Annotated in this window: 13 protein-coding genes and 1 tRNA gene; 6 read left to right on the plus strand and 8 right to left on the minus strand. The window is 71.3% G+C overall.

The window, feature by feature from the left end; genetic code table 11:
- Window positions 1-69: 69 nt before the first annotated feature.
- Window positions 70-1275 carry a phycobilisome linker polypeptide gene (locus KBY90_RS01555; protein WP_254966634.1) on the minus strand — a complete coding sequence of 402 codons (1206 nt, stop codon included), beginning with the start codon at window positions 1273-1275 and terminating at the stop codon, window positions 70-72.
- 242 nt (window positions 1276-1517) lie between these two features.
- Here KBY90_RS01555 and KBY90_RS01560 point away from each other — a divergent pair, with 242 nt between their 5' ends.
- Window positions 1518-1997, plus strand: coding sequence for an SRPBCC family protein (locus tag KBY90_RS01560; protein WP_254966923.1), 480 nt, complete (start codon window positions 1518-1520; stop codon window positions 1995-1997).
- Window positions 1998-2124: 127 nt separating this feature from the next.
- Here KBY90_RS01560 and KBY90_RS01565 read toward each other — a convergent pair.
- Together KBY90_RS01565 and KBY90_RS01570 are read right to left on the minus strand one after the other, a co-directional pair.
- Window positions 2125-2197, minus strand: a tRNA-Glu gene (locus KBY90_RS01565).
- Between the two features lie 104 nt (window positions 2198-2301).
- Window positions 2302-3483, minus strand: coding sequence for a histidine kinase (locus tag KBY90_RS01570; protein WP_254966924.1), 1182 nt, complete (start codon window positions 3481-3483; stop codon window positions 2302-2304).
- A gap of 87 nt (window positions 3484-3570) precedes the next feature.
- Between KBY90_RS01570 and KBY90_RS01575 the strand changes: the two genes are divergently transcribed.
- Both KBY90_RS01575 and pepN read left to right on the plus strand, forming a co-directional pair.
- Window positions 3571-4065 carry a cAMP phosphodiesterase gene (locus KBY90_RS01575; protein ID WP_254966635.1) on the plus strand — a complete coding sequence of 165 codons (495 nt, stop codon included), beginning with the start codon at window positions 3571-3573 and terminating at the stop codon, window positions 4063-4065.
- Entirely contained in the window at window positions 4062-6815 is a 2754-nt protein-coding gene (gene pepN / locus KBY90_RS01580) for an aminopeptidase N (protein ID WP_254966636.1), read from the plus strand. Before KBY90_RS01575 ends, pepN begins: the two co-directional genes overlap by 4 nt.
- Here the strand turns inward: pepN and KBY90_RS01585 are convergent.
- Window positions 6812-8050 (minus strand): glycoside hydrolase family 10 protein, encoded by a 1239-nt coding sequence (locus KBY90_RS01585; RefSeq protein ID WP_254966637.1) that lies wholly within the window; start codon window positions 8048-8050, stop codon window positions 6812-6814. The two genes, pepN and KBY90_RS01585, sit on opposite strands and share 4 nt — an antisense overlap.
- Window positions 8051-8109: 59 nt before the next feature.
- Window positions 8110-9117, minus strand: coding sequence for a ribose-phosphate pyrophosphokinase (locus tag KBY90_RS01590; protein ID WP_254966638.1), 1008 nt, complete (start codon window positions 9115-9117; stop codon window positions 8110-8112).
- An 89-nt stretch (window positions 9118-9206) separates the two neighbouring features.
- Here KBY90_RS01590 and KBY90_RS01595 point away from each other — a divergent pair, with 89 nt between their 5' ends.
- Complete coding sequence (locus KBY90_RS01595; protein ID WP_254966639.1) at window positions 9207-9737, plus strand: hypothetical protein; 531 nt, start codon at window positions 9207-9209, stop codon at window positions 9735-9737.
- A gap of 13 nt (window positions 9738-9750) precedes the next feature.
- On the opposite strand, the gene KBY90_RS01600 is transcribed toward KBY90_RS01595, so the two are convergent.
- Window positions 9751-10734 (minus strand): LCP family protein, encoded by a 984-nt coding sequence (locus KBY90_RS01600; protein ID WP_254966640.1) that lies wholly within the window; start codon window positions 10732-10734, stop codon window positions 9751-9753.
- A gap of 199 nt (window positions 10735-10933) precedes the next feature.
- Here KBY90_RS01600 and KBY90_RS01605 point away from each other — a divergent pair, with 199 nt between their 5' ends.
- Both KBY90_RS01605 and malQ read left to right on the plus strand, forming a co-directional pair.
- Entirely contained in the window at window positions 10934-12124 is a 1191-nt protein-coding gene (locus tag KBY90_RS01605) for a Coenzyme F420 hydrogenase/dehydrogenase, beta subunit C-terminal domain (RefSeq protein ID WP_254966641.1), read from the plus strand.
- Complete coding sequence (malQ, locus tag KBY90_RS01610; RefSeq protein ID WP_254966642.1) at window positions 12121-13644, plus strand: 4-alpha-glucanotransferase; 1524 nt, start codon at window positions 12121-12123, stop codon at window positions 13642-13644. Before KBY90_RS01605 ends, malQ begins: the two co-directional genes overlap by 4 nt.
- Here malQ and KBY90_RS01615 read toward each other — a convergent pair.
- A complete protein-coding gene (locus KBY90_RS01615; RefSeq protein ID WP_254966643.1) occupies window positions 13605-14327 on the minus strand; it encodes a RodZ family helix-turn-helix domain-containing protein in 723 nt (240 codons plus the stop codon). The two genes, malQ and KBY90_RS01615, sit on opposite strands and share 40 nt — an antisense overlap.
- A complete protein-coding gene (locus tag KBY90_RS01620) occupies window positions 14300-15019 on the minus strand; it encodes a pseudouridine synthase (RefSeq protein WP_254966645.1) in 720 nt (239 codons plus the stop codon). The genes KBY90_RS01615 and KBY90_RS01620 overlap by 28 nt, the downstream gene beginning before the upstream one ends.
- Window positions 15020-15085: the final 66 nt, after the last annotated feature.

Here is a 15085-nt window from a genome sequence, read left to right on the forward strand (position 1 = left end):
GGGCGGCGCTGGCTCGGGGCTGTGAGGACACGAGCACCGAGGGACCGATCCGTCTGCCGATCCGACTGATCAGTAGGTCTCCACGTGCCAGCGCTCGGCCTTCTTGAGCTGGGGACGCAGCTCGGCCCAGTTGAGGCCCTTGGCCGCGGCGGCGGTGGTCATCGCCTCGTCGATGCCGGGCTCCATCCCCTTCAGACCGCACATGTAGACGTGGGTCTTGGGGTTCTCGATCATCGCGAAGATCTCATCGGCGTGCTCCAGCACGCGGTCCTGGATGTACATGCGGCCACCCTTGGCGTTCTGCTGCTCGCGGCTGATGGCCTTGGTGTAGCGGAAGTTGTCGGGGAACTGACTCTGGTAATGCTCGAAGTCAGCGTCGTACAGCAGGTTGGGGGTCTTGGGGGCGCCCATGAACAGCCAGGCCTTGCCGCGGAAGTGCCAGCCGTTCTTCTCCCGCTCGGAGGGTTCGAACATGCGCCGCAGGTAGGCCCGCATCGGCGCGATGCCGGTGCCGGTGGCCAGCATGATCACGTTGGCCTCCTCGTCGTCGGGCAGCAGCATCTCCTTGCCCACCGGGCCGGTGATCTTCACCTGGGCGCCGGGTTCGATGTCGCACAGGAAGGTGGAGCACACGCCGTTGATGGTCTCGCCGTCCTTCTCGTACTGGAGCTGGCGCACGCACAGCGACACGGTGTGGCCGGCCATGTTGTCGCCGTGGCGGGTGCTGGCGATCGAGTAGAGGCGCAGCTTGTGGGGCTTGCCGTTGGCGTCGGTGCCGTCGGGGATGATGCCGATGCTCTGGCCTTCGATGTACTCCAGCTGGGGATCGCCGCCGGCCAGGTCGAAGGTGATGTGGTTCACCCGGCCGATGGCCCCTTCGCCCACGAGGCTGTAGTTCTCGGTGACGGTGCCGACGAAGGGAGCCTTCGGCTTGTAGGTGTTGACCGGGACAGCGGCATGGGACACGGCGGGGCGCGGCGCGGTGGGCGCCGATTCTGCTGAGCCTTGACCGGGGGCCGCTTGCCCGTGTGCGGAGGCGGCAACGGATGCAGCTGCCGCCGGGGCCGCACCTCCGTCCGGGGTCTGGTCGATGGCGATCACGCCGGTGATCACGCCCCCCTGCCTAGCGATGGTCTGGATCGTGCTCTGCAGCTGGCCGAAGGGGACGGTGAACACCCGCTCCGCCTGGCGCTGCTGGCCGATGCCGTAACCCTCCACCACCACGTTGAACATGCGGCTGTCGGACTGATTGGCACGACCCGTTGAGACACGCATGGCGGCTGAGGTTCCGGCGGATTGGCGCCGATCATAAAGAGCCGATCCGGCGCCACCTTCGGCGGCATCGGTGCCGCTGCAGACCCGGCCGCTGCAGTTAGGTTGTGGCGCAGCACACACGGCCACACCCGTTGGCGCCGCTCAGCCTCTTGCAGCCCAGCCCCCAACCCGCCGAGGCCGCCGGGTTGTCCGTCAGCCAGCTCAGCGAGCGCAGCTGCAGCCTCGACACCATCCAGCAGGAGATGGAGCGGCTCGAGCAGGGAACCCGCCGGCTGGCGGTGCTCCTGCGCCTGGCGCTGGAGCCCGACTGGATCTGGGCCGTGCTCACCGACTATGGCAACCTCGACCGCTTCATCCCCAACCTGATGAGCTCCCGTGAGCTCTGGCGGCAGGGCAACCGGGTGGCCCTGGAGCAGGTGGGCAGCCAGCAGTTCTGCGGCCTGCGCTTCAGTGCCCGGGTGGAACTGGAACTGGAGGAGGACCCCGCCTGCGGGGAGCTGCGCTTCCGCATGCTCAGCGGTGATTTCCGCCGCTTTGAAGGGGCCTGGCGCGTGGATCGTGACGAGATCAGCACCCGCCTGCTCTACGACCTCACGGTGCAGGGCAAGCCGGGAATGCCCATCGGCCTGATCGAGCAGCGGTTGCAGCAGGACCTGGCCTCCAACCTGCGCGGGGTCCAGCAGGAAGCGGTTCGCCGGGCTTGCGGCGGCCAGAACCCCTGAAGACCAGCATCCCTGAAGATCATCGCGACGGCTCCAGCAAGGAACCGCCAGCACGATCGCCCTGCAGAGACTCTTGAGGCCGTGCGTCTTTGCGCCTGGCGTGCCGGAGGCACGTGTGGCGCTTGGATACCCCCAAGGGGATTCGAACCCCTGTCGCCTCCGTGAAAGGGAGGTGTCCTAGGCCTCTAGACGATGGGGGCGAGGCCACGGCTCAGGGTCCCTCGGGCGGCTCTCGGTCTGAGGCCTGATGGGGGACTGGCGGCACCGGATCAGGGATCTGGGCCGTTGCGCCGATGTGTGGAAGCTACGGGTCGGGGTGTCCCTTCGTCAAGGCAGCGGGTCCCTGGCCGCTCCACACCGGCACGGTCACGTGAAAGCAGGCCCCTTCGCCGGGTTCCGAGACCACCCAGATCCGCCCCCCGTGCACCTCGGCGATCCGCCGGCAGACGGACAGCCCCACCCCGTAGCCGGAGGTGGTGCCGGAGGTCTGGGGCAGGCGGACGCGGTCCTGAAAGATCCGCTGCTGCTCGGGGAGCGGAATCCCCGGACCGCTGTCGCACACGCTCACCTGCACCCACTGGCTGGTGCGGTGCAGCAGGGCGAGGCTCACCCGGCCGCCGTCGGGGGTGTACTTGAAGGCGTTCTCAAGCAGGTTGAGCAGCACCTGGCGCATGCGCCGCCCGTCGGCGAAGACATCGGGCAGGTCGGCGGGGATGTCGGTGACCAGCCGCAGATCCCGCCCCACCCAGAGCTTCTCGAGTTCCAGGATCGTCTCGGCCGCCACGGGCCCCAGGCTGAGGCGCTGAGGGTTGAACAGCGCCTCCCAGCGCGTGGTGCCCACCTCCAGCAGGTCCTGGGAGAGGGCCTCGATGTCGTTCAGGCGGCGCCGCAGCACGTCCTTGAACCGATTCGCGTCGATCTGGCCGAGTTCATGGCTCTGCAGGGCCAGCTTGCTCGCCGTGAGCGGGGTGCGCAGCTCATGGGCCACCATCCGCAGCAGGCGCTCCTGCACCCCCAGGCGCTCGATCAGCGTCTCGTTCTCCTGGCGCAGCACCAGCAGCTGATCCTCCAGCTGCAGCTCGCGGCGGCTGCGGCTGCCATCGATCTCGGAGGGCTGCAGGCTCATGCCCAGGCCGCTCACCATCTGCTCCTGCTGCCAGCGCGGCAGCCAGCTGCGCAGTTGCTGGGTGATCGTGCTGCCCGCGAAGATCTGCCGCGGGCCCGGGGCCAGTTTCACCAGGGCAGGGGTGGCCACGAGCCGGTGCAGCTCCAGCAGCTCCGGCTGGCGGCAGGGATCGGCCATCGTGAGATTCACGGCAAAGCCGAGTTCGTCGCTCTTCAGCAGCTGCAGCAGATTGCGCAGATCCGGGCTGGCCAGGTGCCGGCTGGAGGCCACCAGCAGCAGCTGCAGGGTCTGGCGCGGCTCGCCGTCCTGAGCACCGTCCTCAGGACCGGAGGGGGCGTTGCCGGCGGCGGTGCGCTTCACGCGGATCACCCTATGGGCGCCGGGCCCGCAGCGGCAGCCCACGCTCCATGCAGCAGCATGGAGCCAGCCTTCCTTCGGAGCCCCACCGTGTCCCTTCCGGGTCTGCCGTTCAGGGCCGTGGCGTTGCGCCTGCCGCTCCTGGGGGGGCTGCTGGCCGCTGCGGTGGCGGTGCCGGGCGGAGCGGCCCTTGCGGCACCGGCCACCCAGGCCGAGATGGAGGTGTACACCAGCCTCGCCGCCCTGAACCTCTGCATCGCCCGCGCCGCCGGGGTGGAGTTCGAGCGGGCGGTGGGGATCGCTGCCGAGACCATCACCCGGTGGATTCAGGACACCCACCAAAGCGCCATCGCGCCGGTGTCCGCCACCCCCCTCGGCCTCGAGGACCTGCGCCGGGGGGCCGTCAACTCCGCCGTGATCGGGGCTGTCGAGATCTGTCCCGATCAGGTGCCGCCGGAGGTGCTCCGGGATGTGCGCCAGGCCATGCAGAAAAGCGCGCCCGCTACGCCCACCGGTCAACCGCCGGCCAGCACCCCCGCCCAACCGCCCGCCAGCACCCCCGCCGACCCGCCCGCCCGCCGATGACCACGGTTCGCCTCGCTGACTATCGCCCCGCCGCCCAGCTGTTGGAGCGCACCGATCTCACCGTGCGGCTGCAGGCGGACCACGCTGAGGTCGAGGCCAGGATCGCCTTCCGCCCCAATCCTCTGGGGGCGCCCGGACCGCTGGTGCTCCAGGGCGTGGATCTGGAGCTGCTGGAACTGCGCCTCGATGGCCAGCCGCTGGCGGAGAGCGCCTACCGGCGCGGTGAGCGGGATCTGGTGATCCCGGAGCCGCCGGCACGGCCGTTCCTGCTCGAGAGCCGGGTGCGGATCCACCCCCACACCAACACTACCCTCGAAGGCCTGTACGTGAGCGGCGGGCTGTTCACCACCCAGTGCGAAGCCGAGGGCTTCCGCCGCATCACCTTCCACCCCGACCGGCCCGATCTGCTCAGCCGCTTCCGGGTGCGCATCGAGGCGGACCGGGAGGCCTGCCCGGTGCTGCTCTCCAACGGCAACTGCATCGAGACCGGAGAACTGGAGCGGCCCGCGGACGCGGGGCCTGGGGATGGGGCTGCTGCCGCGCTGCGCCACTACGCCGTCTGGGACGATCCCTTCCCCAAGCCCTCCTATCTCTTCGCCCTGGTGGCGGGTCGGCTGGAGGAGGTGAGAGACGGCTTCACCACCGCCAGCGGACGCCGGGTGACGCTGCGCATTCATGTGGAGCCCGGTGACGCTCCCTACACCGCCCATGCCATGGCCTCCCTGAAACGGTCGATGGCCTGGGATGAACAGCGCTATGGGCTGGAGTACGACCTTGACGAGTACAACATCGTCGCCGTGCGTCACTTCAACATGGGCGCGATGGAGAACAAGAGTCTCAACATCTTCAACTCCAAGCTGGTTCTCGCCGATGCGGAAACCGCCACGGATGCCGAACTGGAGCGCATCGAGAGTGTGATTGCCCATGAGTATTTCCACAACTGGACGGGCAATCGCATCACCTGCCGTGACTGGTTCCAGCTCTCCCTCAAGGAGGGGCTCACCGTGTTCCGGGATCAGAGCTTCAGCGGCGATCTGCATGGCGCAGCGCTCAACCGGATCGACAACGTGGCGCTCCTGCGCAACACCCAGTTCCGGGAGGATGCAGGCCCCACGGCCCATCCGGTGCAGCCCGACGCCTACCAGGCGATCGACAACTTCTACACCACCACCATCTACGAGAAGGGCTCGGAGCTGATCCGCATGCTCCACACCCTGCTCGGGGAGGTCACCTTCCAGCGCGGCATGGCGTTGTACGTGGCCCGTCACGACGGCTCCGCCGCCACCTGTGACGACTTCGTGCAGGCCATGCAGGACGCTGCCGAGGAGGCCTGGGCAGCCGGCGAACCCGGCGGTGACGGACAGGAACTCCCACGCTTCGATTTCGCCCAGTTCCGCCGCTGGTATCACCAGGCCGGCACGCCCAGGCTGGAGGTGCGCCGCCTCTGGGATGGCGACAGCGGCCGCCTGGAGCTGCAGATCCGCCAGCACACCCCCCCCACCCCAGGTCAGAGCGAGAAGCGGCCCGTGGTGATCCCCCTGGCCCTGGGGCTTCTGGATCAGGCGGGCCGGCCCCTGCTCCTGCAGCTGGAGGACGAGACCGAGGCGCAGGCCAGGGGCGCCAGCCGCAGCGGCGAGGCCGGTCAGCTCACCCGGCTGCTGGTGGTGGACCGCCCTGAGCAGCACCTGCGGATGGTGAACCTGCCGCGGCAGCACCATCCACCCGCTCTCTCGGTGCTGCGCCAGTTCTCGGCGCCGGTGACCCTCGAGCTGGGCAGGCCCACGTCCGAACTGGTGCACCTGCTGGCCAGTGACAGCGATGCCTTCGCCCGCTGGGACGCCGGCCAGCAGCTGCTGCGCGAGGCCCTGCTGCGCCGCGCCGGCGGCGAGGCCGATGCCCTGCTCGAGACCGAGCTGATCGACGCCTTCCGGCGCATCCTCGCTGACCCCGGCCTCTCGGAAGCCAGCCGGGCCGCGCTGATGGGGCTGCCCGGGCTGCCCGAACTGGAGGATGCCGCCACCGGCGCGGGCCTGGATCCCGATCCGCCGGCGCTGTACGCCGCGCGCATGGCCCTGCAGCAGCGCTTCGGCACGGCCCTGGCGGATCCCCTCGGTGAGGCCCTGGAGCGCTGCCGGCGGGAGTGGGACCTGGCCTGGCCCGAGGGCAATGGCGCCCGCAGTCTCACGGCGGCGATCTGGCTCTGGCGCGCGGCCGCCTGTGACGGCGCCGTGATCGCCGCCGCGCGCGCCGCGGTGGATGGCCCCTCGATGACCCTGGCCCGCGCCGGCCTGCAGGCCCTGCAGGGCTACGCGATCCCGCAGCGGCAGGAGGCGATGGAGGCCTTCTACGCCCGCTGGCAGCAGCGCCCGGTGATCCTCGATGCCTGGTTCGCGCTGGAGGCTTCGGCCCCGTTCGCCGACGGGCTGGAGCGCGTGGCCCGGCTGCTGGAGCATCCCCGCTATGACCCCGCCGCGCCCAACTCGGTGCGGGCGGTGCTGGGTGGGCTGGCCGGCAACGCGCCGGTGTTCCACGCCGCCGACGGCAGCGGTTACCGCTTCCTGGCGGCGCAGATCGCGGCCCTGGACCGCCGCAACCCGATCACCGCCTCCCGCCTGGCCAAGGTGTTCAGCCGCTGGCAGAGCTATGGGCAGGCCCGTCAGGCCCGCCTGCGTGAGGCCCTCGAGCAGCTGGCCGCCGCCGAACTCTCCACCAACTGCCGGGAGGTGGTGGAGCAGTGCCTGGGCCGCTAGCGGCGGCCGGCGGCGGCGGTGGGACGGGGCAGGCTGCGGTGCAGATCGCGGAAGGCCCGCTGGCGGAACTCCGCCCCCTCCCGGCCGGCGTGCTCACCCCACAGACCCTCCCAGTAGAAGTAGATGACGCCGTGGCCGCGGCCCTTGGCCAGGCGCACCTTCTCAGTCAGGGTCGCCATGTCGGGGGTGCGGCCGCCGAAGCCCGCCAGGATGCCGATCTCCACCGGCATGCCCCACTCGCGGGCCTTCACCAGGGCCGGCTGGTTGAGATCCCTGGCGAATCCCTGCACGGAGTAGGCGTAGTTCTGCACCACCAGGTCGTCCACCAGGCTGCCCACGCTCCAGAGCTCCCAGTCCTGCAGCCAGCGGTTGTAGGCGAAGCGGAAGGGCCCCGGTGAGAGGCTGATCCAGGTGGGGTGGCCGGTGCCCTTGCCGCTCCTGCGGGCCTGCTCGTCGAGCTCGCGCAGGCTGGCGCGCAGCTCCCGCAGCAGGTCGGTGAGCTGCTGGCGCCGCCAGCGCATCCAGAAGCGGTCGGTGTGGTTGGCCGGTGGCTCCTGGCCCGTCGCCTGGCGGTAGAGCTGGCGGGTGTAGGGGTCATAGCCCAGTTCCACCGGCCAGGCGAAGTGGTCGTCGAGCTGGATGCCGTCCACGCCGCAGCGCTGCACGATCTCGGTGATCAGGCCGATGAAGCGCTCCCGCACCCCGGGGTGGGCCGGATTCAGCCACACCATGGTGGTGCCGTGCATGGCCACGCCGGTGCTGCCGTCGCGGCGCTGCAGCACCCACTCGGGCTGGCGTTTCACCACCTCGGCTGTGGCCGGTTCCATCAGCCCGTACTCGAACCAGGGGAACACCTCCATGCCGCGGCGCTGGGCCGCGCGGGTCATGCGGCAGATGGGATCCAGGTTGGGATTGGCCTTCTCCAGCTGGGGTTCCATCGGTGCCCAGCGGCTGCGGTGGAAGGTGGTGCCGCGGCTCCAGACGTTGGGATAGAGGGTGGTGAACCCGGCTGCCGCCAGCTCGTTCACGGCCCGCTCGATCCGGGCCGGGTCGTAGTAGAGGGGACTGGGGCTGTTGGTGAGCCATACGCCGATGCGCGACGCCGCCGGAGGCCGCTGGGCATTGCGGCCCGCCACCTGCGCCCGGGCGCCGATGGGCTGAAGACCGGTGAGCAGCAGCGTGAGGCTCACGGGCAGCAGGGCCTTCAGCCGCGCGAAGCGGCTGAGCCGGGCCATGGATCGCCGGCGCGGCAGCCCGGCAGGGGGCTGGGGAACTGCGGAGGTTGGCGCCATGTTCAGCGGAACATCGAGCTCACGGAGCTCTCTTCGTGGATCCGCCAGATGGCCTCACCGAGCATGTTGGCCACCGACAGCACCCGCAGCTGGGGAAAGCGCCGATCGGCGGCCAGGGGGATCGAGTTGGTCACCACCACCTCCTCGAACAGCCCGGGCTCCGAGAGGCGCTCGGAGGCCGGCGGCGAGAAGACGGCGTGGGTGGCGCAGCAGAGCACCCGGGCGGCGCCGCTGCGGCGCAGCAGCCGGGCGCCCTGGCAGATGGTGCCGCCGGTGTCGATCATGTCGTCGATCAGCACGGCCGTCTTGCCGGCCACATCGCCGATCACCGTGAGGCTCTCGGCCACGTTGTGGGCCGCGCGGCGCTTGTCGATGATCGCCAGCGGGGCGTCGTTCATCTGCTTGGCGAAGGCCCGGGCCCGCGCCACCCCGCCCACATCCGGCGACACCACCACCACCTCGCCCAGATCGCGGGTCTTGAGGTAGTCCACCAGCACCGGTGAGCCGTAGATGTGGTCGCAGGGGATGTCGAAGTAGCCCTGGATCTGGGAGGAGTGCAGGTCCATGGCCAGCACCCGGTCGACGCCGCTCTTGGTGAGCAGGTTGGCCACCAGCTTGGCGGTGATCGACTCGCGCCCGGCGGTCTTGCGGTCGGCGCGGGCGTAGCCGTAGTAGGGGATCACGGCCGTCACCTGGCGGGCCGAGGCCCGCTTGCAGGCGTCCACCATGATCAGCAGCTCCATCAGGTGATCGTTCACCGGCGCGCAGGTGGGCTGGATCAGGAACACGTCGCAGCCGCGGATCGACTCCTGGATCTGGATGTAGGTCTCGCCGTCGGCGAAGCGCTTGATCACCCGCGGCCCGTCGGGCACCCCCAGGTAGCCGCCGATCTCGCGGGCCAGCTCCTGGTTGGAGGTGCCGCTGAACAGCCGCAGCCGTCGTGTGTCCTGATGCGCCTCCGCCGCCTGGCTTGCCTGTGCCAGCCGATCGGCTGTGAGGAAACTGGTCACGGCGGGCGCAGACGCGACAGCGGAACTCCGATGGTAGAAGCGGGTCGGTGCGGCTACTGCAAACATCCATGACGCTTTCGCAGTCGCGCTTGACGACGCCAGGAGCCACCCTGGTGCTGCTCGCCCTCGGCACCCCTGCGAAGGTGGGCGCCCGCCTGGACCAGGCCGCCGCTCCGCTGGCCCGGGCCCTGGGGCTGGAGCTGGCCCCACCCCTGGACCCGGCCGATCCCCAGACGTCCCTGGCCGTGCTGGCGGCGGCGCCGGCGCAGGGGGCGCGGCTGGTGCCCCTGCCGCGGGATCCGGGTCAGGGTCTGCCAGCCGGTGGCCACTGGGCGGAGGCGCTGGGTGCCTGGCGCCAGCCGGTGCTGGTGCTGTTCAGTGCCAAGCAGCTGGACACGGGCCTGCCGGCCGCCACCCAGGCGCTGCTGGATCGCTGGCAGGTGCCCTGCGCAGGCCTGCTGCAGTGGGGGGGGGGCTGGGATGGCGAACAGCGGCGGCGCGATGGCCTGCCCTGGCTCGGCTGGCTGCCCCAGGCCGGAGCGGAACCCACCGATGTCCCCGAGCCGGTGAGGCTGCGTCAGGCGCTGGCGCTGCGCCTGGGCTGGCTGGCCGACCGCTGATCCGCCCGCCCGCTCAGGGTGCCGCGGGCCGGGCCGGGCCACCGCCGGCCTTGGCCTCCGGCCAGAAGGGGTCGGGCAGGCTCGCGGCCAGCTCCCGCAGACCCGTGGCCTTGGCGGCCTCGCTCTGGCGGGGAGCCGCCAGCGGCAGGCTGGTGAAGTTCACCCCGCTCTCCGAGCGCAGCACCGCCGCCATCAGGCTGAGCACCTCACCGCGGGTCAGGTTGGAGTTCACCTGGCCCTTGAGTCCCTCCACCAGGGCCGGCAGATCCACGCGCATGCCCTGCACGCTCAGTTCCCGCTGCAGGCTGCTCACCACTTCACGCTGGTTGTCCAGCCGGCTCTCCACGGGCCGTGCGGGGTCCCGCCAGCGCGCCAGATGCTCCATCTGCTGTGGGTTCAGGCGCTGCCGGCCAGCCTGCAGGTCGATCTTGAGATCCTGGGTCTTGTCGGTGTAGCGCATGCTGCGCGGTGGGTTGGCCTCCACCGTGCCCAGCCGCTCCACCAGGGCCCGCAGGGTGCCGCGGCCCAGCACCAGGTAGCGGTCGGGCCGGCCGGCCGGCAGCCCCACCAACTCGCGCACGGCATCGGCTGTGAGGGCCGGACCACCGCTGCGGTAGAGGCTGCCGAGGGACTGGGGCCGCTGCGCGCCGGGCAGCTGCACCGCCAGGTTGGCTGGCAGCGGCAGCACCTGCAGCGGGCCGCCGGGGTTGATGCGCAGCAGCAGCAGGGCGTCGGCGTTGGCCGGACCCGCCGGTGCGGCGCCGTTGGTGCTGTCACCGGGGGCATCGGCGTCGACGCCGATCACCAGCACCGTCACCGGCCGGTTGGGCACGTTGGCCAGGTCGCTGAGGCTCTCGCCCTCGCCGCTGAATCCTGTGGGTTCCGGACGGGGCCACACCAGGTTGAGCAGGGAGAGGCCTGCGAAGGCTCCTGCGACGGTGATGGCGCCAGTCTTCAGCAGCTGGCCCCACTGCCGCCGGTCGCGGGGGAGGCGCAAGCCACCGGGAAGGCCACCGCGAAGGCCTCCGGGACGTCCGGGAGGGCGCCAGCCGCGGGGAAGCCGGGGAGGTCTGATGGGCATCCGGGGCGGAATCGGGTGGACCGCGCGAGTGGCCGACCACTCTGACGCAACCCGACACCGGCACCCCCGCGGATCGGCGGCGCGGATAGGTTGTGGCGCAGTGTTCAGCCCGCCCGTGCCGGCTCCCCATGAGAAGGCCCGGCCTCTGGCCAAGGGCAGCGTGTATCCCGCCAAGGACCTCTGCAGCCAGTGCGGCCTCTGCGACAGCCGCTGGGTGGCCTACGTCAAGAGCAGCTGCGCCTTCCTGGAGCAGCGCTTCGAGGCCATGGAGGGCGAGGCCCATGGCCGCAGCCGCGACCTCGACAACGAGGACGAGCTCTACTTCGGCGTGCACCAGCGGATGCTCACCGCCCGGCTGCGCCAGCCCATCGACGGCGCCCAGTGGACAGGGATCGTGAGCCGCATCGGCGTGCGCGCGCTGGAGAGCGGGCTGGTGGATGCGGTGCTGTGCGTGGGCCAGAGTGAGACCGACCGCTTCACGCCGGTGCCGCGCCTGGCCCGCACCCCCGAGGAGGTGCTCAGCGCCCGGGTGAACAAGCCAACCCTGTCACCCAATCTCGAGGTGCTCGAACAGCTGCCCGGCAGTGGCATCCGCAGGCTGCTGGCGATCGGGGTCGGCTGCCAGATCCAGGCCCTGCGGGCCGTCCAGCCGACCCTGCCCCTCGAGGAGCTCTACGTGCTGGGACTTCCCTGCGTGGACAACGTCAGCCGCAAGGGCCTGCAGACGTTTCTGGAGAGCACCGTGAGCTCGCCGGAGACGGTGGTGCACTACGAGTTCATGCAGGACTTCCGCATCCACTTCCGCCACAGCGACGGCCGCACCGAGACCGTGCCGTTCTTCGGGCTGGACACGCCGAAGCTCAAGGATGTCTTCGCGCCCAGCTGTCTGAGCTGCTTCGACTACACCAACGCCGGCGCCGATCTCGTGGTGGGCTACATGGGGGCCACCTTCGGCAGGCAGTGGGTCACGGTGCGCAACCCGAAGGGCCAGGTGCTGCTCGATCTGGTGGAAGGTGAGCTCGACGTGGCGCCGGTGAGCTCCAGCGGCGACCGGCGCGCGGCGGTGCAGCAGGGCATCGAGGCCTACGACAAGGCGCTGAAGCTGCCCCTGTGGCTGGCCGGCGTGATCGGTTTCTTCGTGGAGCGCCTCGGGCCGAAGGGACTGGAGTACGGCCGCTTCTCGATCGACTCCCACTTCACCCGCAACGCCCTCTGGCTGCGGCGGAACCATCCCGAGAAGGTGGCGGCCCACATCCCGCCCTTTGCCCGGAAGATTATCAGCCGCTACCGGCTGCCCAAGACTTGAGCGCCTCCAGCCGCCGCGCCGGGGTGCTGCTCCATCCCACCGCCCTGCCGGGTGGGACCGGCTGCGGCACGCTCGGCCGCACCGCCCACGAGTGGCTGACGCTGCTCGGCCGCCATCGCATCGGCGTGTGGCAGCTGCTGCCCCTGGCTCCGCCCGATGCCACCGGCTCCCCCTACAGCTCGCCGAGCGGTTCCGCCCTCAACCCCTGGCTGCTGGATGTGGACCGGCTCCTGGAGCAGGGTTTCCTCAGCCCCACGGATGCGCAGGAGCTCCCCTCCGGCGGGGCTGAACGCCTCGATCCCGCCCTGCAGGAGCAGCGGGCCCGGCTGCTGGGCCGGGCTCTGGCGCGGAACTGGCACGGCCAGCCGCCGTCGCGCCGGCGGGCCCTGGCGCGCTGGTGCCGGCGCCAGGGCTTCTGGCTTCGGGATCACTGCCGCTTCATGGTGCTGCGCCGCCAGCAGGGCGGCCTGCCCTGGTGGCAGTGGCCCGAGCCCCTGGCGCGGCGGCAGACCGCCGCCCTGCGCCGCTGCGACCGCGACCACCGCCAGGAGCTGCTGGCGGAAGCGCTGCTGCAGTGGCTGCTGCAGGAGGAGTGGCAGGCGCTGCGCGTCCATGCCGCCCGGGAGGGGGTGAGCCTGTTCGGGGACCTGCCCTTCTATGTGGCCCATGACAGCGCCGATGTCTGGAGCAGGCCCTGGCTGTTCTCCGTGGGGGCGGGCGGCGCCCTGCGCGAGCAGAGCGGCGTGCCCCCCGACTATTTCTCAGAGACCGGTCAGCTCTGGGGCACGCCGGTGTACCGCTGGCGCCGCCATCTGCTCACCGGCTTCCACTGGTGGCTGGGACGCCTGCAGCGTCAGCTCGAGCTGGTCGACCTGCTGCGGCTCGACCACTTCCGCGCCCTGGAGGCCTACTGGAGCGTTCCCGGTGACGCCGTCACCGCCCAGGGAGGGTGCTGGCGTTCCTCCCCCGGCACGCTGCTGCTGGCCGCCCTGTGGCTGCGCCTGGCCCTGAGCGGCGGCCTGGCGGGCGGGCGGCTGCCGCTGGTGGCGGAGGACCTGGGGGTGATCACACCGCCGGTGGAGGCCCTGCGGGACCACTTCGGGCTGCCGGGCATGAAGATCCTCCAGTTCGCCTTCGACGGCAACGCCGACAACCCCTACCTGCCGGAGAACATCCACGGCTCCCGCTGGGTGGTGTACACCGGCACCCACGACAACGCCACCGCCATCGGCTGGTGGCAGGGGCTCGACGGCGCCGTGCGTCAGCGGGTGGAGGCCTCCCTGGCCTGCGCGGTGACCGCGCCGGGCTGGCAGCTGCTGGAGCGGGCCCTGAGCACCTCGGCGGATCTGGTGATGGTGCCTCTGCAGGATCTGCTGGAGCTGGGCGACGAGGCTCGCTTCAACACCCCCGGCACCGTGGGAGACAACTGGACCTGGCGGCTCGACCGACCCCTGGAGCAGCTGGAGGGAGCCCTGCAGGGCTATGGCGAACTGGCCTGCCGCCACAGCCGCAGCGCCTGACCTGCCGAAGCCTGCTCCAGGGGGCGCAGCTCCGGATAGGCCTGCAGCAGCGCCTGCTCCGGCCGCCGCGTGGGATTCTCCTGACCTCCCGGAACGGATCCCTCCGGGCAGGCTCCCCCGGCGGCCGCCGCCCTGGGCGGCACCGGTGCCACGGCCAGCAGGCCGGCGCGTGCCAGGCGCTGCTGCTGCAGGTTGAGCCCGTAGATCAGCCCCAGCGTGAGCAGCCCGTAGAGCACGGTGCCCTGCCAGGTGGTGAACACGTCGATCGATCCGGGGGTGAACCGCCGCAGCAGTCCGCCCCGCTGCGTGCCGCCCGGCCCGGCTCCGGTCTCGCGGGGCAGCACCGCCTCGAGGCTGCCGGCCTCCAGCTGGAGGTGCCGCTCGATCAGCGGCAGCATGGTGCGCAGGTAGGTGGGCTCGGGCAGCCGGTCGCGCCAGCCCCGCTCCAGGGCCTCCAGCACGGCGGTGCTGATCCGCGTCTCGTCGGCCAGCTGGCGCAGGCTCAGCTGGTGCTGCTCCCGGTGCTGGCGCAGCAGTTGCCCGGCCGCCAGCAGCGGATCCACGGGCACGGCCGCCGCCTCGTCGGCGGCAGGGGAGTCCCCACGCCGGCGCCACAGCCGGCTGAGGGGGAGTCGCAGGCGGGCCGGGATGCGGCTCAGGGCTCGTGGGCCAGGGCCCGCCATTCTCGGCGATCGAGGGGTCGCCACTCCCCCTCGGCCAGCCGTCCCAGACCCACCGGGCCGATCGCCAGCCGCTGCAGATCCAGCACCGGATGGCCGAGCAGCGCGGCCGTGCGCCGGATCTGCCGGTTGCGCCCCTCGCCCATCACCACCTCCAGGAGGGTGCGGTCCGCCAGCTGCTGCAGGGGGCGCAGCCCCACCGGCTGGCTGGGACCCTCCTCCAGCGGCACCCCTGCCGCCCAGCGCGCCAGGGTGGCGGCACCGGGGTGACCCTGCACCCACACCCGGTAGGTCTTGCGGTGGCCGTAGCGGGGGTGGGTGAGGCGCAGGGTGAGCTCCCCGAGGTTGGTGAGCAGCAGGGCGCCGCGGCTGGCGCCGTCGAGGCGGCCCACCGGATGCACGCCGCGGCGCAGGCGCTCGGGCAGCAGGTCGAGCACGGTGGTGCGGCCCCGGGGGTCGCTGCAGCTGCAGAGCACCCCGGCGGGCTTGTTGAGCAGCAGCACCACGGGCGGCGGGGACGGCCGCAGGGGGCGTCCATCCACCGTGACCGCGTCGACCCCTGGATCAGCCTTGTCGCCGAGGCCTGCGGTGCGGCCGTTGACCTGGACACGCCCTTCACGCAGCAGGGTTTCGGCGCTGCGGCGGGAACAGAGCCCGGCGGCGGCGATCAGTTTCTGGAGCCGCTCGGCAGGCATGGCTCCATCCTCTCCAGCGCCGCGTGCGTCCGGGGGGAGGGGGCCAGGCAGGGGTGATAGCGTTAC

This window comes from Cyanobium sp. CH-040 (assembly GCF_024346135.1).
Classification (GTDB): domain Bacteria; phylum Cyanobacteriota; class Cyanobacteriia; order PCC-6307; family Cyanobiaceae; genus NIES-981.

What these genes read in the sequence shown, in the direction of transcription:
- KBY90_RS01555 (WP_254966634.1), bottom strand. Translation starts at nt 1,275, where the DNA reads ATGCGTGTCTCAACGGGTCGTGCCAATCAGTCCGACAGCCGCATGTTC.
- KBY90_RS01560 (WP_254966923.1), top strand. Translation starts at nt 1,518, where the DNA reads ATGGAGCGGCTCGAGCAGGGAACCCGCCGGCTGGCGGTGCTCCTGCGC.
- pepN (WP_254966636.1), top strand. Translation starts at nt 4,062, where the DNA reads ATGACCACGGTTCGCCTCGCTGACTATCGCCCCGCCGCCCAGCTGTTG.
- KBY90_RS01585 (WP_254966637.1), bottom strand. Translation starts at nt 8,050, where the DNA reads ATGGCCCGGCTCAGCCGCTTCGCGCGGCTGAAGGCCCTGCTGCCCGTG.
- KBY90_RS01615 (WP_254966643.1), bottom strand. Translation starts at nt 14,327, where the DNA reads ATGGCGGGCCCTGGCCCACGAGCCCTGAGCCGCATCCCGGCCCGCCTG.
- KBY90_RS01620 (WP_254966645.1), bottom strand. Translation starts at nt 15,019, where the DNA reads ATGCCTGCCGAGCGGCTCCAGAAACTGATCGCCGCCGCCGGGCTCTGT.